This is a genomic window from Amycolatopsis sp. SID8362 (genome assembly GCF_010550475.1).
GTDB lineage: Bacteria > Actinomycetota > Actinomycetes > Mycobacteriales > Pseudonocardiaceae > Amycolatopsis > Amycolatopsis eburnea.
Genome location: NZ_JAAGNB010000733.1, coordinates 17,001 through 33,985, shown reverse-complemented (window position 1 = coordinate 33,985; position 16,985 = coordinate 17,001). Strand labels below are relative to the sequence as shown.

The window sequence follows — 16,985 nt, the reverse complement described above, 5'->3', positions numbered from 1 at the left end:
CTGCGGCGCGCGGGTGGCTGTCGGGACCTCGGACGGCGCCTGGGTGGGCCGGACGCTGGTCGGCGGTGCCGGCTGCGCCTGGCCGGCCAGCGCGATGCCACCGGACAGGGCGCCACCGGCGAGCACGAGCGCGCCGAGGGTCAGGGCGATGCGGATGCGCAAGACAGCTCCTCTTCTCGCGGGCGCGACCGGGATCGTCGCGCCTCTGCCCGTAGTCATGCGGTGGGGCTTCGCCGGGGTTGCATCGGATTCCGGGGAAAACACGAACGGCCGGGAAGCCCGCGATGGACTTCCCGGCCGCCCGGTCCTCCTCAGTGGCTTCAGCCGGCGAGGGCCGACAGCTTCTGCCAGCTCGCCCAGTCGTAGGTCCAGTCGCTGTAGTCGCCGTCCTTGGCGGTCAGCGTCTGGGTGCTGCCGGTGATCTCGACCGGGTCACCGGTCAGGACGCCGTCGTAGTACTCCTTCGCGCGCGCCGGCGAGAGGTTCAGGCAGCCGTGCGAGATGTTCTTCTTGCCCTGCGCCCACACCGACGCCGCCAGCCCGTGGATGAACTCGCCGTTGTTGGAGATCCGGACCGCCCACGGCACCACGACGTTCTCGTAGTGGTACTTCGGGTTGCTCATCGCGTACGTGGCCTGCTTGCCCATCACGACGTGCACGCCGCTGTGCGTCACGCGGCCCGGGTCGGAGTCGAGGCCGTAGCTCACCGGGTAGTCGGCGATCTGCTGGCCGTCGCGGATGACCTGCATGGTGTGCTGCGTGGTGTTGCCCTTGACGATCTGCGAGCGGCCGATCGCGAACGTCGCCGAGACGTCCTGCTTGCCGTACGTGCCTTCGCCGATCTTGACGCCGTAGATCTTGGCGTTGACCTTGACCTGCGTGCCGGGCTTGAAGTACTCCTTCGGCCGCCAGTGCACCGAGGTGTCGCCGTTCAGCCAGGCCCACGAGCCTTCGGTCTTCGGCGTCGTCTCGACCGACAGCGCCTTCTCGACGGAAGCCTTGTCCGTGACGCGGCTCGGGAAGGTCAGCGCGATCGGCATCGCGATGCCGTACGTCTGGCCGTCACCGACGTTCAGGCTCGCCGACATCTGGCGCTTCGGCTTGACGGTGGTGAACGCGCCCCCGATGGCGACGTTCTTGCCGTCGGCGCCCTGCGCCTGGCCGGACCACGTGTAGGTCTTGCCGTAGCCGAGCTGCTCGGTGGTGTTCCAGCTCTTCTTGTCCGCCGACGACTGGCCCTGGACCTGCTTGCCGTCCGGGTTCGTCAGCGTGACCGACAGGATGGTGCCGTCGGCGACCTGGACCCCCACCGGTTCGCCGGGCGCCACGTCCTGCGCGCCACCGGCCGGCGTCACCGTCAGCTTCGCGGGCTGCGCGCTGGGCGCGGGAGAACTCGTCGGGCCCCCGCCCGAAGAGCCGCTCGCCGAAACCGTCGGCTCGCTGCTGCACGCCCCCAGCGTGAGCACCCCGACCAAGCCCAGTGCCACTGCCGCGCCCCGGCGCCGCGTGGAAGTCCTCACCGTCACACCCATTCCCCTTTGCCCCATTTGGTGCCTCCCCCCTTCGAGACGCCTCGTGGACCATCGACGTTGAGCAAGAGTCGCGTGACGAAGGTCACAATGATCGCGGAAGGCTTTCACGGAGGGGGCACGGGCGACTCCGAGCCGTATCCGGTGATCACGGTGTCGCTGTGCTGCGCCAGACTAGCCCGTGGGTCCGACAGAACCGGGCGGGAGCCCTACGACGTTCCGGTGACCTTGGTGCGCAGAGCCGGTTTTCGCCTCGATCACGGGGTTCAACTTTGGCCAGATCCCGGTAGTCTGCTCTCAGGCCGTCGTTTTGCGTGTTAGTGGCTTCACACTCGCGGAACTTCTGACGCGAGCCATGGAGCCGACACGCTCTTGACTCGACTCGTTGGAACCGCCCGGGACGGTCGGGGTGCCGCTTCGGTGGCATTCGAAGCGGATCTGTGTAACGAGGAGTACAGCGGTGGCGCAAGGCACTGTGAAGTGGTTCAACGCGGAGAAGGGCTTCGGCTTCATCGCGCAGGACGGCGGCGAAGGCGACGTGTTCGTGCACTACTCGGAGATCGAGGGCCGCGGCTTCCGCACCCTCGAGGAGAACCAGCGGGTGGAGTTCGAGGTCGGCCAGGGGCAGAAGGGCCCGCAGGCCCAGAAGGTCCGCGCGATCTGACAACAGGCCCTCTGCGTTGCTAAAGGCCTGAGCGAAGGGCCCCCGGCGATTCGTCGCCGGGGGCCCTTTTTCGTTGGGGTCTTGGGTGGTTCAGCGCCGTCCGAGCGCCGGCGCTTCGAAGGCGTCGGCGGGGAAGTGGAACTCGTCGGTGAGGTCGGTGAGGTCACCGGTCTGCTGGCGCTGGTCCTGCAGCGAGGAGGCCTGGCCTTCCCAGTTCAGCCGTTCCAGGATCCATTCCTGGGCGAGCGCCTGGGGCGAGATGTCCCGCTCGGCGGCGATGTCCTTCAGCTGCTGGTTGGCGATGAGGCTCATCCGGAGCTGGATGACCTGCGCCTCGCCGAAGCGCTTGCCGGTCCCGGTGCTCTCGTTGTCGGCATCGGGCGCCAGCGCGGCGAGGTAGGAGGTGAGTTCCTTGTCCTCGACGACACCGTCGTCCGCAGGCTTCGCGGCACCACGATGGCGTCCGGAGGACGCGGCTTTGAGGTTCGTCCGGCTGCTCAAGCGGCCAAGGGAGGGAAGAGGCACGCCAGCCACGATAACGGTTAGGTCTCGCCACACAAACCACTGTGAGCCACGACACGCCCCCGAATATCCCCATTCAGAGCAACCACCCCCCATTCAGCCCAACCAAACACGCCACCCCAAAACAGAGGGCAACCCCCAGCTAGCCGAGCGAATCGATCAAGAACAGCGCAACCGGCGGCCAACTGCTTACGGAACCCCGTTCAAACGAAGCCAGGGCGCTCGGCGCCCGAAGCGAAACCACCCTGCCAAGCCGAACCGAAGGCACCGTGGGGGCTCCGGGGGCTCGGCCCCCGGGCAATACGCCGGAATGAACGGGCCGTCGCGAAGGCGAAGCCGAAGCAGGTCGTGGAAATGGAGGACCCCCGCGCCAGGGGGAGGAACGCGGGGGTCGGAGGGGATCTCCACAGGCGCTGACCGGGGGTGTGTCAGCACTTCGATTGTTGCACGAGTTGCTGGGCAGGGCGAGTGGAGAGCGGGAAATTTCCGCGTGTGGTGTCACTTCGCGGTGGGTGACGTTCGTTCGGGTGGTGCTCTTCTCCGGCTTCGGCGATTGCGCTGCGTTGAGCGGAGCGTGGCCTCAGGTTCACTCTCCGGGGGGCTGTGTGTGGCGGCCGGTGCTGGTTAGCCTCGCGGCCAAGCTGTTGTGAGCCGTGTGGAGGAACTATGAGCGGGTCTGTTGAAGTGCGGCAGTTCCTCCTTCGGTACGAAGGTGCCGATGGGGGGAGTGCTCCGTTCGCCGGGGCGTTGCCGGCGCAGCGCAGTGGGGCCGGTGACGCGCAGCGGGTGTCGGATGATCAGGTCCGGCGGGCCCGGTTGGCGGTCGCGGCCGGGGCGTTGGGGGTCGAGGACTGTGTTCAGCTGCTGGAGATGCTGGGGCTGAACCTGGATGACGACGGGCAGGCGCCGGTTCAGCGGTGAGCCGGTGGGTCCGGTGTCGGTACCGGACCCTTCCCGTGATGTTCTCGCAGGTTGAACGTCTTTCTGGGGACTAATTGGCAGGTCTTCCCCGGTTCTTTGACGCGGGTTTCGTAACAGTGTTACGTTAGTTGGGTCGAAAGGGGAACGGACATGACGACGGCGAACCGGATCCGGTCGGTGGTGCAGGTGCTGGGCGGCAAGTTCATGACGTCGCCCGAGCTGGCGGCGGTCGAGGCGGAGGCCGGGCTGCCACCGCGGTCGCTGTACCTGAGGGGGCGGTCGGCGGTGCTCGGGGACGTGCCGCCGAAGGTCGCCGCGGAGCTGTTCGGCATCTTCCCGCACTGGCTGTTCGACTTCGTCCTGCCGGCGGCGACGGCGGCCATCGACGCATCCGCCGCCGTGCGCGCCTACTCGGAGTCATCGGCCCGGTGGTCCCGCGTCAACCTTTCGGCCGCATCGGAACCCGGCCGCCTGGCCGAGCTGCTGTTCCGCGTGGTGGACGCCGCGGACGCCAGCGGGCTGGCGCTCTTCGCCGGCTGGAAGAACGCCGAGCGCCCCGAGGGCGACGTCGAGCGCCTCGGCTTCGCGCTGATGGTCTTCCGCGAGCTGCGCGGCGGCTTGCACTTCGCCGCGCTGCGGGCCCTCGGCGTCACGGTGCCCGAGGCGGTCGTCGCCGACCCCGAGGGCGGCCGCGCGCGACTCCTCCGAACGGCGTGGCCGGAGGACGCGGCCGACGCGCTCGTCGCCGCGGCGGAGCGCAAGCCGGACCTTCGCGAGCGCTGGCGCAAGGCCGAGTCGATCACCGACGAGCGGATCGACGAACTCCTGGCGTCCGCGCTGTCCGAAGGGGAGTCGGCCGAGCTCGAGCGCCGATTGGCGGAACTCGCGGCGTTTGCGCAGGTCCCGGCTTCGGTGGAGGCTTAAGGAACCCCCGGTGTAAAGCGGTGGCGGCGTGCCCTATGCTTGTAATCGCTCCCAGGGGAACCTGAGAGCGCGGTCGGTCGGTCACCCGAAACCGGCCGGGCTCCCATCGTTCAGCGGCCTAGGACTCCGCCCTTTCAAGGCGGCAACGCGGGTTCGAATCCCGTTGGGAGTACGCAGTACAGTAGTAACGCAAGGCCCTGTGGCGCAGTTGGTTAGCGCGTCGCCCTGTCACGGCGAAGGTCGCGGGTTCGAGTCCCGTCAGGGTCGCAAGATCGTTCGGCTCCTTGCCGGCGTTCCCGGCCAGGTAGCTCAGTTGGTACGAGCGTCCGCCTGAAAAGCGGAAGGTCGCCGGTTCGACCCCGGCCCTGGCCACCCACGAAGACCGCCTTGGTTCACCAGGGCGGTTTTTTCGTGCGCGGGCTCAGCTCCGGTGCGGGACCACGACGATCTGGTCAGCGTCTTCGTAGATGATCCGTCCCGGCGTGTCGCGCGCCACCAGCTTGGCGCAGCCGATGCCGTGGGCTTCGAGGATTTCGAGGTAGCCCGCGGCCCGGGCGATGAGTTCTTCGGCGGACTGCTTGAACCAGGCGGTCGCGCCCGGGTTGATCGCGTGGTCGTAGACGGCCGGGTCGATAGTCGCGGGGTTGGTGTAGCGGGACTCGTACCAGGCGTGGTTGGTCCGGCGGAACTCTTCCTGCTCGGCGGTGAGCCGGCCGGCCCTGCTCAGGTTGTTGATCAAGCCGAAGAACCCGGGGTGGCGCCCTTCGGTATCGGGCTCGGCGCTCTGGAACCTGACGTAGGCCATGCGGGCATTCATAGCGAAGAAATCGGCTGGCCGGGAGATCGGACCGCTCCGTAAGCTCCGGCAGAACTCGGCCGAGCACGAAGGGGGCACGATAGTGCAGGAGCAAGCGACCACTGTGCTGTGGCGGCCGACCGGTCCGGAGGAGATCGAACTCGTCCGGCAGTCCGGCTGGAAGGCGTGGCCGCCTCGCCTTCCCGAGCAGCCGATCTTCTACCCCGTGCTCAACGAGGAATACGCGATCAAGATCGCCCGGGACTGGAACGTCCCGCACCACGGCGTCGGCTACGTCACCCGCTTCCGGGTCGATTCGGCGTTCCTCGAGCGGTATCCGGTCCAGCAAGCCGGCGGCAGGACCATCTTGGAGTTGTGGGTGCCGGCCGAGGAGCTCGACGACTTCAACGCGCACCTGGCCGGCCCGATCGAAGTCGTGCACGAGTTCCGCTGAATGGACATCTGGGACGCCGAGGCCGACTCCTTCGACGAGCAGCCCGATCACGGGCTGCGGGATCCCGCGGTGCGGGCCGCGTGGGCGGAGCTTCTCCTCCCACGGCTTCCCCAAGCTCCCGCGGACGTCGTCGATCTCGGGTGTGGGACCGGCAGTCTCGCGGTCCTGCTGGCGCAGGCAGGCCACGCCGTGGTCGGGGTCGATCGCGCGCCGAGGATGCTGGAAAAGGCCAACGAGAAAGCCGAAACCGCCGGCGTGCGCGTGGACTTCCGCGCCGGGGACGCCGCCGATCCGCCCTGTGCGCCCGGTGGTTTCGACGTCGTCCTCGTGCGGCACGTGCTCTGGGCCATGCCCGACCCGGCCGCCGCGGTCGGAGCCTGGGTGCGGCTGCTCAAACCCGGCGGACGGCTGGTGCTCGTCGAAGGCCGGTGGTCCACCGGGGCCGGGATCACGGCCGTCGAATGCGAACGGCTGGTCCTCGCGCACCGGGAAACCACGACGGTGATCCGGCTCGACGATCCCGCGCTGTGGGGCGGGCCGATCGAGGACGAGCGCTACCTGCTCGTCAGCTGAGGCCTGAGCGCTAGGCTGGAAGCCTCGTTGCGCGCAACGAGCGTCCCCGGGTGGCCGCGAGCTGCTCGAGGAGCCCTCCCGCCGCGTGAGGGGCTGCCCTCACGCGGGGTGAAGTGCGGGAGTCGGCCGCGACCCGTTGCCGGTAGGTGCCGGTGTGGGCGTTGGCAGGGCGGAGCCCCGGGAAACCCGGGCCTGGCCCTCCCGGCCTGCTCTCGGGCGGCGATCCCCAGTACGTTCGACGAGGGGATCGTTCTGCCCTAAGCTCGGGCCGTCGGGGGGAAACGAATTCATGCTCGTCGTCGTGCAACTGCCGCTGGTCGATCTCCGGTTGCTGGCGTCATTTCCGACCGGGCGGCTGGCTTCGCCGCATTGGCCGGATCCGGTGAGCGACGACGAATTCGTGCGCGACGCCGGCCCGATCCGGGATCGGCGGCGCGGGGGCATTTCCGACTGGTCCGGGGAAAGGGCCTTCTGCGACGCGAAGAACTTCGTCCGGTTCGTCGGCGCGGAGCCGCCGTCGCTGCGGGACGGCACCCGGATCATCCCCGTGTTCCGCCGGCTCTACTCGTCCGGCGTCTCGGCCCGGCTCGACTTCGGGTTCGAAGTCGACGAGCGCCGCCGCGCCCGGCTGACCGGGGAATCCCTGCGGGACATCGCGCGGGATTGCCTGTCGGTGAAGGTGCGCACGGCTCCCACGGGAGCCGGTCGGCCGCTGGGTGACAGCGGGAAAGCCCTGGCCCGGCGGTTCCTCGAGGTGTCGACGGCGAAGTCCTTCCGGGCGCCGGGCGAACTGGTGGCCGGCGGCCACCCCGCGGTGCTGGCGGAACCTTCGGCGCTGCCGGACCGGGACCTGCGGAGCTGGCGCGTCGACAGCACTTCCGTCAACGGGTACCAGGTGGAGTTCGGTGCGAAGCTCGTCCCCGTCTGGTCGGTGGTCACCGGAGCCGCGGCCGACCGGGCGCGCGCCCGCCAGATCCGGGGGAACCTCTGGCGGTTGCACGCCGAGCGGGAATCGCTGCGCGGGGTCATCCGGGCCTGGAACAGCACCCCGGAAGTCTTTTCGGAAGAAAAGCTGAAGAGCTTCCTCGCGGCGCAGCTGAAAATCCTGGTTCCGAAGCGGCGGGGCGGGTTCGACCAGTCTTCCGCACTGGCCTTCGCCGGCAACTGCGAAGAATTGGTCTCACCGGCCGTCCTCCGCGGCCTGCGGTCGGAACTGCTGGGGCAGAGCAAAGGCATCCTCAAAAGCCTGGACCTGCTGATCGAGCGCACCGCGCGGCTGCCGGAAAGCACGACGAGCAACCACATCAGGATCACCTACGTAGACAAGAGGTTCGTCGACATGAGCAGCAACGACAAGTACGAGATCAGTGCTCCGGTGTCGAACAGCGTGATCGGCCGGGACAACAAGGTCGAAGGCAACACCTGGACGGTCGGCGGCAAGGACGACGCACTCCGCGAACTCGCCGACGCGATCGAGCTGATGAAGCCCCGGCTCGACGCCGAAGAAGCCGCGGAGGTCGACGAAGCGCACGCGGTGATCGTCGACGGCAAGAGCGAGCCGGGGCTCCTCAAGCGCGCGGCCAAGAAGATCCTCGGCGTGGCGACCTTCGCGGGCGAGGTGGGTGCTCCGGTCGTCGAGGCGGTGCGGAAGGTGCTGGCCGCGTTTGGCCTCGCGTAAAACCGCCTGTTAGGCCGAACGAGTGAACCGTCAAATCCCATGTCCGGACCCAGGGGACAGCACCGACCCACCGGCGAAGGCAGCCCACCAGGGGCCGCCGCCCGAACCGGGGAGACGACATGCGCTACCTCCTGACCCTCCACATGAACCCGGCCCTCTGGGCCACCCTCACCGACGACCAGAAGAACGGCGTCTACGAAGGACACGGCGAGTTCATCAAGCTCATCACCGGCTCCGGCGAGATGGTCGAGACCAAAGCCCTCGCCGAAGCCGCCGAGAGCAAGACCGTCACCGTCAAGGACGGCGTCGCGCACACGAGCACCGGCGGGTACGTCGAGTCCGAAGCCTTCCTCTGCGGCTACTACGTCGTCGACGTCGAGAGCGAGGCGCGCGCGGTCGAGCTGGCCGCGAAGATCCCCGACGCCCAGTACACCGCCGTCGAAGTGCGGAAGGTCGTGCACGAGGGTTGACCTCGATCAAGGTCGAGGGTGCAGGCTGGACCCATGACCGATGAATGGGGCATCGACGCCGTCGATCTCGACGCCTACCTGGCGCGCACCGGGCAGCAGCGCCGCCCGCCGTCCGAAGCGGCGTTGCGGGAGCTGATGCGGGGGCACGTCGGGGCCATCCCGTTCGAGAACGTCGACGTCGTTCTCGGGCAGCACCAAGGGATTTCGCTCGACGTCGTGAGCGCCAAGCTCGTCGGGCGGCGGCGGGGCGGCTACTGCTACGAACAGAGTGGCCTCTTCGCCGCCGTCCTCGAGCGGCTCGGCTACACCGTGCACCGGCTTTCCGCGCGCGTGCAGCCGCGGCGGCCCGGGCCGTACACGCACATGACGCTCGTCGTCGAGGTCGACGGCCGCAGCTTCTTCGCCGATGTCGGGTACGGGGCCGGGATCCTCGACCCGATGCCGCTCGTGGACGGCGCGGAAGTCGACCAGGCGGGCTGGCCGCAGCGGCTGAGGCACGAGAACGGCTGGTGGACGTTGCAGAAGGACGGTGAGGACATCCTCGAGTTCCGGCTCAACGGCATGCACCCCATCGACTACGAGGTCTACCACCACTACACGTCGACGCACCCGAAGTCGCCGTTCACCGGACGGCTCGTGATCATGACGCTCGAACCGGGCGTCAGCCGGCGGCTCCTCGGCCGCGAACTGACCGTCGAAAAGCCCGGTGGCCACAGCGAAACCACCACGATCGCGCCCGAAGAACTCGACGCCACCCTCAAGGATCTCGGCATCGAGCTGACCGCGGACGAGCTCGAGCGGCTCAAAACCGTTTACTGACCGAACAGTTCGGCGGCCGCGACCGGGCGGCCGAGGTGGTAGCCCTGCGCCTGGTCGCACCCCAGCGACCGGAGCAGGTCCACCTGCTCGGCGGACTCGACGCCCTCGGCGATCACCGTCAGGTCCACGGCGTGGGCCATCGCGATGATGCTCGTGACGATCGCCGCCGCGTCGCGGGATTCGGCGATCCCGGTGATGAACGAGCGGTCGATCTTGAGCGTGTCCAGCGTCAGCCGCCGCAGCTGGGCGAGCGACGAATAGCCGGTGCCGAAGTCATCGATCGCCAGCAGCACCCCCAGCGACCGCAGGGACGCCAGCACTTCCGCGGCCGCTTCCTGATCGCGCATCAACGCGCTTTCGGTGACCTCCAGGCACAGCGCGGCGGCCGGGAGCCCGGTGCTCGCCAGCGCGTCCTGGACCGCGGGCACCAGGTGCGGGTCGTCGAGCTGCCGGGCCGACAGGTTCACCTTCAGCGTGAGGTCCAGACCGCCGGTGCGCCGCGCGGCGAGTTCGCGCGTCGTCGCGCGCAGCATCGCCTTGCCGATCACGTTGATCAGGTCGCTCTCCTCGGCCAGCGGGATGAACTCCGCGGGCGAGATCGCGCCCTGCCTCGGGTGCGTCCAGCGCAGCAGCGCCTCGACCGCGACCATCTCGCCGGTCCGCAGGTCGACGACCGGCTGGTACGCGGGCCAGAGCTGGCCGTCGTGGACCGCGTCGCGCAGGTCCTGCTCCATCCGCAACCGCCGCTGCATGCGCTCGCGCAGGCCGACGTCGAAGAAGTGGTGCCGTCCCCGCCCGAGCGTTTTCGCCTGGTACATCGCGACGTCCGCGTCGCGCAGCAGGTCCTCCGCGCTGCGCCGGTCGGCGCCGCCGACGAGGACGACGCCGATGCTGGCGTCGAGGTGCAGCTGCCTGCCGAGCACGCCGATCGGCTCGGCCAGCGCGGCCCGCAGGTGTTCGGCCAGCGCCCGGACTTCGGCGGGCTCGGTGACTTCGCCGGTGACGACGACGAACTCGTCGCCGCCGAGCCTGCCGACCAGGTCCTCGCGCCCGGAGCTGCGGCGCAGGCGCTCGCCGACGATCCGCAGCACCTGGTCGCCGACCGAGTGCCCGAGCGAGTCGTTGATGACCTTGAACTTGTCGAGGTCGAGGAACAGCACCGTGAGCGCCGCGCGACGGCGGACGTCGAGCCGGTCGAGGACCAGGGTCCGGTTGGCCAGCCGGGTGAGCGGGTCGTGGGTGGCGTCGTGGGCCAGCCGCGCGCTGATCGCGCGGGTCTCGGTGATGTCGGTGAACGTCGTGACGACGGCCCGCGCCGTCGGGTCGTCCGGGCCGAGCAGCCGCGACGTCAGCGACACCCAGACGTCCCGCCCGTCCGGCCGGCGCAGGCGCACGACCAGGCCGTTGTGCGTGACGCCGGTGCGCCGGGACTGCACCGACGGCATCTCGTCCGGCGGGATCCAGTGCCCGGCCTCGGTGAACAGCACCAGCGTGTGGCACGGGACGCCGAGCAGGTCGGGCTCGGGCACGCCGAGGATCCGGCACGCCGCCGGGTTGGCCGCTTCGATCAGCCCGGTCGGGCCCATCACCAGCACGCCCTCGTCGAGCGACGCGACGACCGTGCGGTAGTTCTGCTCGGCCCGCCGCCGCGCGGTTTCGTCGGCGCAGACGAGCACGTAGCCGTCGTTCATCTCAGCTGCCGAAACGCGGACCGCGAGGGGCGCGCCGTCCCGCCGCCGGTGCACCGCCTCGGCGACCCCGCCGCCGCGACGGATGGCCGCCAGGTCCAGTGGCGCGCCGACCAGCTCGCTCGCGCGCCGCCCGACGGCCTCGGCCGCGGTCCAGCCGTACACCGCTTCGGCGGCCGGGTTCCAGCTGGTCACGACGCCTTCGCCGGTGGTCGCGATCAGGGCGTCGCTCACGTGCGACACCAGCGCGGCCTGGTAGCGGAGGGCGTCCGCGGCCGCCTTCTTCGCCGTGATGTCCCGCATGACGACCTGGTACGCGGCCGTGCCCGCCAGGCGCACCACGACCGTCTCGACGGCGAACTTGCTCCCGTCGAGCCGCGACATGAGCGCTTCGACGGGCTCGCTCGCCTGCCCGGGCCGGGTCAGCCCCTCGACTTTCCCGGCCAGCTCGGCCTGCGAATCCTCGGTGACGAAATCGGCGAACCGGCGCCCGACGACCTCGGCGGTGCCGCGCGCGGCGAACGTTTCCAGCGCGGCCCGGTTGGCGTAGGTGAGGACACCGTGCTCGTGGACGCAGATCGCGTCCGGACTCAGCTCGACCAGCTCGGTGAGCGAGTCAGCCTCCATGAGCGTCCGTCCGTCCCCCGTGCATCGCGGCTGTGGCCCGTCGATTACACCACCGACGCCGACGCCTGCCTACCCGCCGCGGCGCGCAGCCGCGGCCCCCAGAACAGCAGCCCGAAGTGCGCGGCGAACGCGTGGCCGAGCAGCGTGACGACCGAATCGAGGGTCGTCGGGTCGTCGCTGACCCAGATCACCGCGATGAACGCCTCCACCGCGGCCAGCGCGAAGAGCCGGGCCCGGCCGCGCAGCAGGAACGCGAGCGCGCCGGCCGTGGCGAAGAAGCCGTAGCTGACGCCGATGTCGAGCCAGTGCCCGGCCGAGGCAGGCAGGACGCGCGCGCTGATCAGCGCCATCACCGGCAGCTCGGTGACGAGCGTGGCCAGCACGTGCCCGGAGAAGAAGACGGTCGCCGCGCGGCGGGCGCCGAACCGGCGTTCCAGCGGGGCGACCGCGATCGCGAAGATCACGACGTAGGCGAGCCAGCCTTCGTCGGAGAGCCAGAGCGCGCTGGTCAGCAGCGAGGTCAGCGGCCGACGCCAGAGGTTGTGGGCGTCGGTGCTGGACAGCTGGAGCAGCCGCCCGGTCACGGCGGGGTCGGCGAACTTGAGGACCAGCGTCGTGCCGAGCAGGACGGCCAGGTAGCCGAAGGTGAAGGGCGTCGTCCTCGGATTCGGGACGAACCGGACCAACTGCCGGGCGCTGAAGCGGCGCGGGACAGCGATCGCGGGGACCGGCTGTCCGGCTTTCAGCAGCATGGGCTGAGCTTCGCCGGTCATGCTGGGAGTATCACGAGTGTCAGCTTAGAAAACGCTGTGCTTGTCACTCACTGTCAAACTCCTGCGACAAAACAGAGATTTTTACCAGTTCCTCACCCGTTTGGGTGGCTTGTGCGGTAAAAATACGGCCACGATGTCGGCCGAAAGGCCTCTCGGGAAGGTCTGTCGGGGTGAACGACGAGGTATCGGTCGCCGAGCTGCTCGTGCGCGAGGGCTGGGGTGAGCGTTCAGGACCGGGGCAGTCGCGGTGGCGGGTGCTCGCGGTGATGCTCGCCGTCGTCATCGGCTGCGGCGCCGCCGCGGTGCTGGTCGGGCTCGGCGGCAAGGGCACGCCGGACGCGTCGGCGGTCGACCAGATCCAGGTGATCCCGTTCCCGCAGCGCACCACCGGCCTCGGCGGCGCCGACCAGGCCACGGACTCCCCGCCGGAGGGTGGCACCGGCGGCGGCGACGTCGTCCCGGGCAGCGGCGTGCCCCGGGAGACCGTCACCGAGGTGCCCGGCAAGCCGGCGACGACCGAGAGCAGCGCCGATCCGGAGACGTCGACGACCACGCCGACCAGCGGCGACCCGTCGGGCTCGGTCACGACGACGACGCCGACGGTGCCGGGCGGCGGTCAGCAGCCGACCCGCCCGTCGACCCCGCCGCGGCCGAAGCCGACGTGCATCCTGATCATCTGCTGGTGATCACGCCAGCCGCTGCGCGAGGTCGCTGAAGTCCGACGTGTTCCAGCGCTCCGGGCGCATCACGATCGCGATGTTGTTCCCGTGGGTGTCGTCGGTCGCGTCGGTGTAGGCCTCGCTCACGCCCGGCGGCAGGTAGCGCGAGGCGACCTCGTTGCGCTCCGCCTTGGTCATCGGCCACGTCTTCACCACCGGACCCTCGACCGAGACGTACTTGTAGACGCCGTCCTGCTCCTGGACGCACAGCGCGAACCGGCCGGCGGCCTCGATCAGCCGGGTCTTGCGCAGGCCGGGTGAGGTCATCACGAGGACGTCACCGCCCGGCTCGTAGCGGTACCAGATCGGCGTGGTCAGCGGGGCGCGGCCGGGTTCGCCGGCGACGCTCAGCACGCCGACGCGCGGCTCGGCGAGAAACGCTTCGCGCTCTTCGCGGGCCATCTCGGTCGACCCGGTGGCCGCAGCGCCCGCGTCCGCGACGCGGTGCACGACGCCGTGATCGAACTGCTCGCGGCCGGGGAGATCGACGCGGCCGTCCCGAAGATCGCCGAACGGGCCGGGGTGAACCCGACCAGCGTCTACCGGCGCTGGGGCAGCCGCGACAACCTGCTCCTCGACGCGGCCGTGACGCGCCTGCGCTCGACGTCGCCGATCCCGGACACCGGTTCGCTGCGCGGCGACCTGCTCGGCTGGGCCGAAGGTGTTGAACACGCGATGCGCGCCCCCCGCGGCCAGATCCTGCTCCGCGCGCTCGTCGCGACCCTCGGTCCGGAGAAGGAACCGCTCGAATACCTGCGGGCCCGCGGCGAAGACCTCCAGCAAGCGCTGGACAAGGCCGTGGCGCGGGGGGAGCAGGTGCCGTCGGTCGACGAAGTCCTCGACTTCGTGCTGGCGCCGCTCTACCTGCGCGTGCTGTTCCGGCGCCCGGTCGAGCCGGGCACCGGCGCTCGGCTCGTCGAGCGGCTGCTCACGGCGCTTCCAGCAGATCCGGCTCCGTCCGCCGGCCGAGGTGGTTGAACAGCAGGTTCAGCGTGAACGCCAGCACCGCCGCCACCGTGATCGAGCTGCCGCAGATCGTCTGCAGCCACGCGGGGAAGTGCTGGAAGATCTTCGGCGCGAACGCCGGCAGCAGGCCGACGCCGAGGGCGACCGCGACGATGAACGTGTTGTGGTTGCCGGAAAACTCGACCTTGCGGAGGTTCTGCGCGCCCACCGCGGCGACCATCGCGAACATCACCACCGCGACCCCGCCGACCACCGGCTGCGGGATCGCCGCGATGAACGCGCCGATCTTCGGCACCAGGCCCATCAGCACCAGGATCCCGCCGGTCACCGCGACCACCCAGCGGCTGCGGACGCCGGTCATCCGCACCAGGCCGACGTTCTGCGCGAACGCCGTGTCGGGGAAGGAGTTCAGCACACCGCCGAGCACGGCCGAGAAGCCGTCGGTGGCCAGGCCGCGCGCGAGGTCGGAGTCGGTCGGCGGCCGCCCGGTGATCTCGCCGACGGCGATCATGTCCGCGGTCGACTCGGTGAACGTCACCAGCATGACCACGCACATCGACAGGACCGCGGCGACCGGGAACGTCGGCGCCCCGAAGTGGAACGGCGACGCGAGCCCGAACCAGCTCGCCGCGCCCAGACCGTCCCAGTGCACCAGCCCCATCGGGATCGCGATCACCAGCCCGATCGCGAGCGCCAGCAGCGGCCCGATCTGGTTGGCGAACCCGCGCAGCACCCGCGTGAACAGGATCAGCAGCGCCAGCACGCCGAACGCGAGCAGGATGTGCGACAGGGCCGCGTAATCGGACGCGGTCGGGTCGTTGCCCGCGATCAGGCCCGCGCCCGGGCCGAGCAGCGAGACGCCGATGACGAGCAGCAGCGTCCCGGTGACCAGCGGCGGGAAGAACCGGATCAGCTTGGCGAACGGCTTCGCGATGAGCAGCCCGAAGACGCCGGACGCCAGCATCGCGCCGTAGACCGCGGGCAGGCCGTACTGCGAGGCGATCAGGATCATCGGGTTGACGACGCTGAACGTCGCGCCCGCCACCACCGGCAGCCGGATGCCCAGCAGCTTCCCGATGCCGACCGCCTGGATCAGCGTCGCGATGCCCGCCACGAGCAGGTCGGCGTTGACCATCAGCCCGATCGTCGCCGGATCCAGCTTGAGCGCGCTGCCGACGATCAGCGGCACGGCGACCGCGCCGGCGTACATGATCGACATGTGCTGGAGGCCGAGCAGCGCCAGCCGTCCGGCGGGCAGGACCTCGTCTACCGGGTGTTTCGTCATGCACAGCCCCTTTCACCGGGGAGACAGCCAACGCGCCGGGCGTGACGGTAGCAAGTCCCGCGAGTCATGATCTTGTTTCCGAGGGCGGCGCGACGGCCCGGAATGTGTGACCATCGGTGCATGACTTCGGGCGGCATTCCCCAGGTGGGCCCGCCGTTTCGCGCCGATCACGTCGGGAGCCTCCTGCGGCCCCCGGTCCTGCGTGACGCGCGGCGGCGCCAGGAAACCGGTGAGATCGGCGCGGAGCAGCTCCGCGCGGTCGAGGACGACGCGATCCGCGACGTGATCAAGATGCAGAAGGCGGCCGGGCTGAGCTCGGCCACCGACGGCGAATTCCGGCGTGCCTCGTGGCACATGGACTTCATCTACGCGCTCGGCGGCGTCTCGAAGAGCGACGAGCGGCTGCACGTCAAGTTCCACAACCTGGCCGGGGATCTCGAGTTCAGCCCGCCGGGCCTGCAGGTCGACGGGAAGGTGCGGCTCGACGAGCCGATCTTCGCCGCGCACTTCGAGTTCCTCAAGTCCCATGTGGACGCCGGGGTGACGCCGAAGCTGACCATCCCGTCGCCCAGCATGGTCTACTACCGCGGTGGCCGCGCCGCGGTCAGTGAGAGCGTTTACCCGGACCTCGAAGAGTTCTTCGCCGACCTCAGCTCCGCCTACGCCGCGCAGGTTTCCGCGGTGCACGGGCTCGGCTGCCGGTACCTCCAGCTCGACGACACCAGCCTCGCCTACCTCAACGACCCGGCGCAGCGGGAGCTCGTCGCGCGGATGGGCGGCGACCCGGACACCCAGCACCTGCGCAACATCGCGACGATGAACGCGGCGCTGGCCGACCGGCCCGAAGACCTCACGGTCACGACCCACCTGTGCCGCGGCAACTTCCGGTCCTCGTGGGTCGCGTCCGGCAGCTACGAGTTCGTCGCGGAAGCGCTCTTCGGCGACCTGGCCGTCGACGGGTTCTTCCTGGAGTTCGACGACGAACGCTCGGGCGGCTTCGAACCGCTGCGGTTCGTCCCGAAGGACAAGAAGGTCGTCCTCGGCCTGGTCACGACCAAGCGGCCGGAGCTGGAAGACGCCGACGTCCTCGTGCGGCGGATCGAGGAGGCGTCGCAGTACGTCGACATCGACCAGCTCTGCCTGTCGCCGCAGTGCGGGTTCTCCTCGACCGAGGAGGGCAACGACCTGACCCCGGACGACCAGCTGCGGAAGCTGGAGCTGATCGTGGCCACGGCCGACCGCGTCTGGGGCGGCCGATGATCACGTGCGTCGTCGACTACGTCATCGATCCCGCCAAGCTCGCCGACTTCGAACGCTTCGCCGCCGCGTGGATGCGGCTGGTGCAGCGCGAAGGCGGCGTCCACCACGGCTACTTCCTGCCGTCGGAAGGGGCGAGCGACGAAGCCCGGGCGCTGTTCAGCTTCGAGAGCCTCGCCGCGTACGAGCGCTACCGGACGCTGTTCGGCGCCGACCCGGACTTCATCGAGGCCGACAAGATCCGCGAGGAAAGCGGCTGCGTGCTCCGGTACCGGCGGACGTTCATGCGCCCGCTGCTGCCGGGCGACGACGAAGACTGA

Annotated in this window: 19 protein-coding genes and 3 tRNA genes; 15 read left to right on the top strand and 7 right to left on the bottom strand. The window is 69.8% G+C overall.

Going from position 1 to position 16,985, the window contains the following annotated elements; translation table 11 throughout:
- Positions 1 to 320: 320 nt before the first annotated feature.
- The gene (locus G3I65_RS22355) at positions 321 to 1,532 is read right to left on the bottom strand and encodes an Ig-like domain-containing protein (protein WP_160697825.1); all 1,212 of its coding nucleotides are present in this window, start codon (positions 1,530 to 1,532) and stop codon (positions 321 to 323) included.
- A gap of 457 nt (positions 1,533 to 1,989) precedes the next feature.
- Between G3I65_RS22355 and G3I65_RS22350 the strand changes: the two genes are divergently transcribed.
- On the top strand, positions 1,990 to 2,193 hold the full coding sequence (locus G3I65_RS22350) for a cold-shock protein (RefSeq protein ID WP_003097368.1): 204 nt from the start codon (positions 1,990 to 1,992) through the stop codon (positions 2,191 to 2,193).
- A gap of 90 nt (positions 2,194 to 2,283) precedes the next feature.
- Here G3I65_RS22350 and G3I65_RS22345 read toward each other — a convergent pair whose 3' ends face one another.
- The gene (locus G3I65_RS22345) at positions 2,284 to 2,718 is read right to left on the bottom strand and encodes a hypothetical protein (protein ID WP_169734784.1); all 435 of its coding nucleotides are present in this window, start codon (positions 2,716 to 2,718) and stop codon (positions 2,284 to 2,286) included.
- Positions 2,719 to 3,381: 663 nt separating this feature from the next.
- Here G3I65_RS22345 and G3I65_RS22340 point away from each other — a divergent pair.
- The 5 genes from G3I65_RS22340 to G3I65_RS22320 all read left to right on the top strand — a co-directional run bounded on the left by G3I65_RS22340 (position 3,382) and on the right by G3I65_RS22320 (position 4,932).
- Complete coding sequence (locus G3I65_RS22340) at positions 3,382 to 3,636, top strand: hypothetical protein (protein WP_086860904.1); 255 nt, start codon at positions 3,382 to 3,384, stop codon at positions 3,634 to 3,636.
- 150 nt (positions 3,637 to 3,786) lie between these two features.
- Positions 3,787 to 4,560 (top strand): hypothetical protein, encoded by a 774-nt coding sequence (locus tag G3I65_RS22335; protein ID WP_160697824.1) that lies wholly within the window; start codon positions 3,787 to 3,789, stop codon positions 4,558 to 4,560.
- A gap of 99 nt (positions 4,561 to 4,659) precedes the next feature.
- Positions 4,660 to 4,732: transfer RNA gene (locus G3I65_RS22330), tRNA-Glu, on the top strand.
- A 21-nt stretch (positions 4,733 to 4,753) separates the two neighbouring features.
- Positions 4,754 to 4,827, top strand: a tRNA-Asp gene (locus G3I65_RS22325).
- Between the two features lie 31 nt (positions 4,828 to 4,858).
- Positions 4,859 to 4,932: transfer RNA gene (locus G3I65_RS22320), tRNA-Phe, on the top strand.
- 49 nt (positions 4,933 to 4,981) lie between these two features.
- Here the strand turns inward: G3I65_RS22320 and G3I65_RS22315 are convergent.
- Positions 4,982 to 5,365, bottom strand: a complete 384-nt coding sequence (locus G3I65_RS22315; protein ID WP_203612464.1) for a hypothetical protein — start codon at positions 5,363 to 5,365, stop codon at positions 4,982 to 4,984.
- A 94-nt stretch (positions 5,366 to 5,459) separates the two neighbouring features.
- Between G3I65_RS22315 and G3I65_RS22310 the strand changes: the two genes are divergently transcribed.
- The 5 genes from G3I65_RS22310 to G3I65_RS22290 all read left to right on the top strand — a co-directional run bounded on the left by G3I65_RS22310 (position 5,460) and on the right by G3I65_RS22290 (position 9,350).
- Complete coding sequence (locus G3I65_RS22310; protein WP_309235620.1) at positions 5,460 to 5,810, top strand: hypothetical protein; 351 nt, start codon at positions 5,460 to 5,462, stop codon at positions 5,808 to 5,810.
- The gene (locus G3I65_RS22305) at positions 5,811 to 6,383 is read left to right on the top strand and encodes a class I SAM-dependent methyltransferase (RefSeq protein ID WP_160697822.1); all 573 of its coding nucleotides are present in this window, start codon (positions 5,811 to 5,813) and stop codon (positions 6,381 to 6,383) included.
- A gap of 289 nt (positions 6,384 to 6,672) precedes the next feature.
- The gene (locus G3I65_RS22300; RefSeq protein ID WP_160697821.1) at positions 6,673 to 8,061 is read left to right on the top strand and encodes a hypothetical protein; all 1,389 of its coding nucleotides are present in this window, start codon (positions 6,673 to 6,675) and stop codon (positions 8,059 to 8,061) included.
- A gap of 119 nt (positions 8,062 to 8,180) precedes the next feature.
- Positions 8,181 to 8,531, top strand: coding sequence for a YciI family protein (locus tag G3I65_RS22295; protein ID WP_160697820.1), 351 nt, complete (start codon positions 8,181 to 8,183; stop codon positions 8,529 to 8,531).
- 33 nt (positions 8,532 to 8,564) lie between these two features.
- The gene (locus G3I65_RS22290; protein ID WP_160697819.1) at positions 8,565 to 9,350 is read left to right on the top strand and encodes an arylamine N-acetyltransferase; all 786 of its coding nucleotides are present in this window, start codon (positions 8,565 to 8,567) and stop codon (positions 9,348 to 9,350) included.
- On the opposite strand, the gene G3I65_RS22285 is transcribed toward G3I65_RS22290, so the two are convergent.
- Entirely contained in the window at positions 9,344 to 11,665 is a 2,322-nt protein-coding gene (locus G3I65_RS22285; RefSeq protein ID WP_160697818.1) for an EAL domain-containing protein, read from the bottom strand. The genes G3I65_RS22290 and G3I65_RS22285 overlap by 7 nt on opposite strands.
- A 44-nt stretch (positions 11,666 to 11,709) precedes the next feature.
- Positions 11,710 to 12,438, bottom strand: a complete 729-nt coding sequence (locus G3I65_RS22280) for a rhomboid-like protein (RefSeq protein WP_239071370.1) — start codon at positions 12,436 to 12,438, stop codon at positions 11,710 to 11,712.
- A gap of 170 nt (positions 12,439 to 12,608) precedes the next feature.
- On the opposite strand from G3I65_RS22280, the gene G3I65_RS22275 reads away from it, so the two are divergent.
- Positions 12,609 to 13,124 carry a hypothetical protein gene (locus tag G3I65_RS22275; protein WP_160697817.1) on the top strand — a complete coding sequence of 172 codons (516 nt, stop codon included), beginning with the start codon at positions 12,609 to 12,611 and terminating at the stop codon, positions 13,122 to 13,124.
- Here G3I65_RS22275 and G3I65_RS22270 read toward each other — a convergent pair whose 3' ends face one another.
- The gene (locus G3I65_RS22270) at positions 13,125 to 13,559 is read right to left on the bottom strand and encodes a pyridoxamine 5'-phosphate oxidase family protein (protein WP_160697830.1); all 435 of its coding nucleotides are present in this window, start codon (positions 13,557 to 13,559) and stop codon (positions 13,125 to 13,127) included.
- Between the two features lie 54 nt (positions 13,560 to 13,613).
- On the opposite strand from G3I65_RS22270, the gene G3I65_RS22265 reads away from it, so the two are divergent.
- A complete protein-coding gene (locus G3I65_RS22265; protein ID WP_309235619.1) occupies positions 13,614 to 14,135 on the top strand; it encodes a TetR/AcrR family transcriptional regulator in 522 nt (173 codons plus the stop codon).
- Here G3I65_RS22265 and G3I65_RS22260 read toward each other — a convergent pair.
- Positions 14,086 to 15,408: a nucleobase:cation symporter-2 family protein gene (locus G3I65_RS22260; protein ID WP_160697815.1), complete on the bottom strand. Its 1,323-nt coding sequence runs from the start codon at positions 15,406 to 15,408 to the stop codon at positions 14,086 to 14,088. The genes G3I65_RS22265 and G3I65_RS22260 overlap by 50 nt on opposite strands.
- 120 nt (positions 15,409 to 15,528) lie before the next feature.
- On the opposite strand from G3I65_RS22260, the gene G3I65_RS22255 reads away from it, so the two are divergent.
- Positions 15,529 to 16,668, top strand: coding sequence for a 5-methyltetrahydropteroyltriglutamate--homocysteine S-methyltransferase (locus G3I65_RS22255; RefSeq protein ID WP_163046734.1), 1,140 nt, complete (start codon positions 15,529 to 15,531; stop codon positions 16,666 to 16,668).
- Positions 16,665 to 16,985, top strand: a complete 321-nt coding sequence (locus G3I65_RS22250) for an NIPSNAP family protein (protein ID WP_086860917.1) — start codon at positions 16,665 to 16,667, stop codon at positions 16,983 to 16,985. The genes G3I65_RS22255 and G3I65_RS22250 overlap by 4 nt, the downstream gene beginning before the upstream one ends.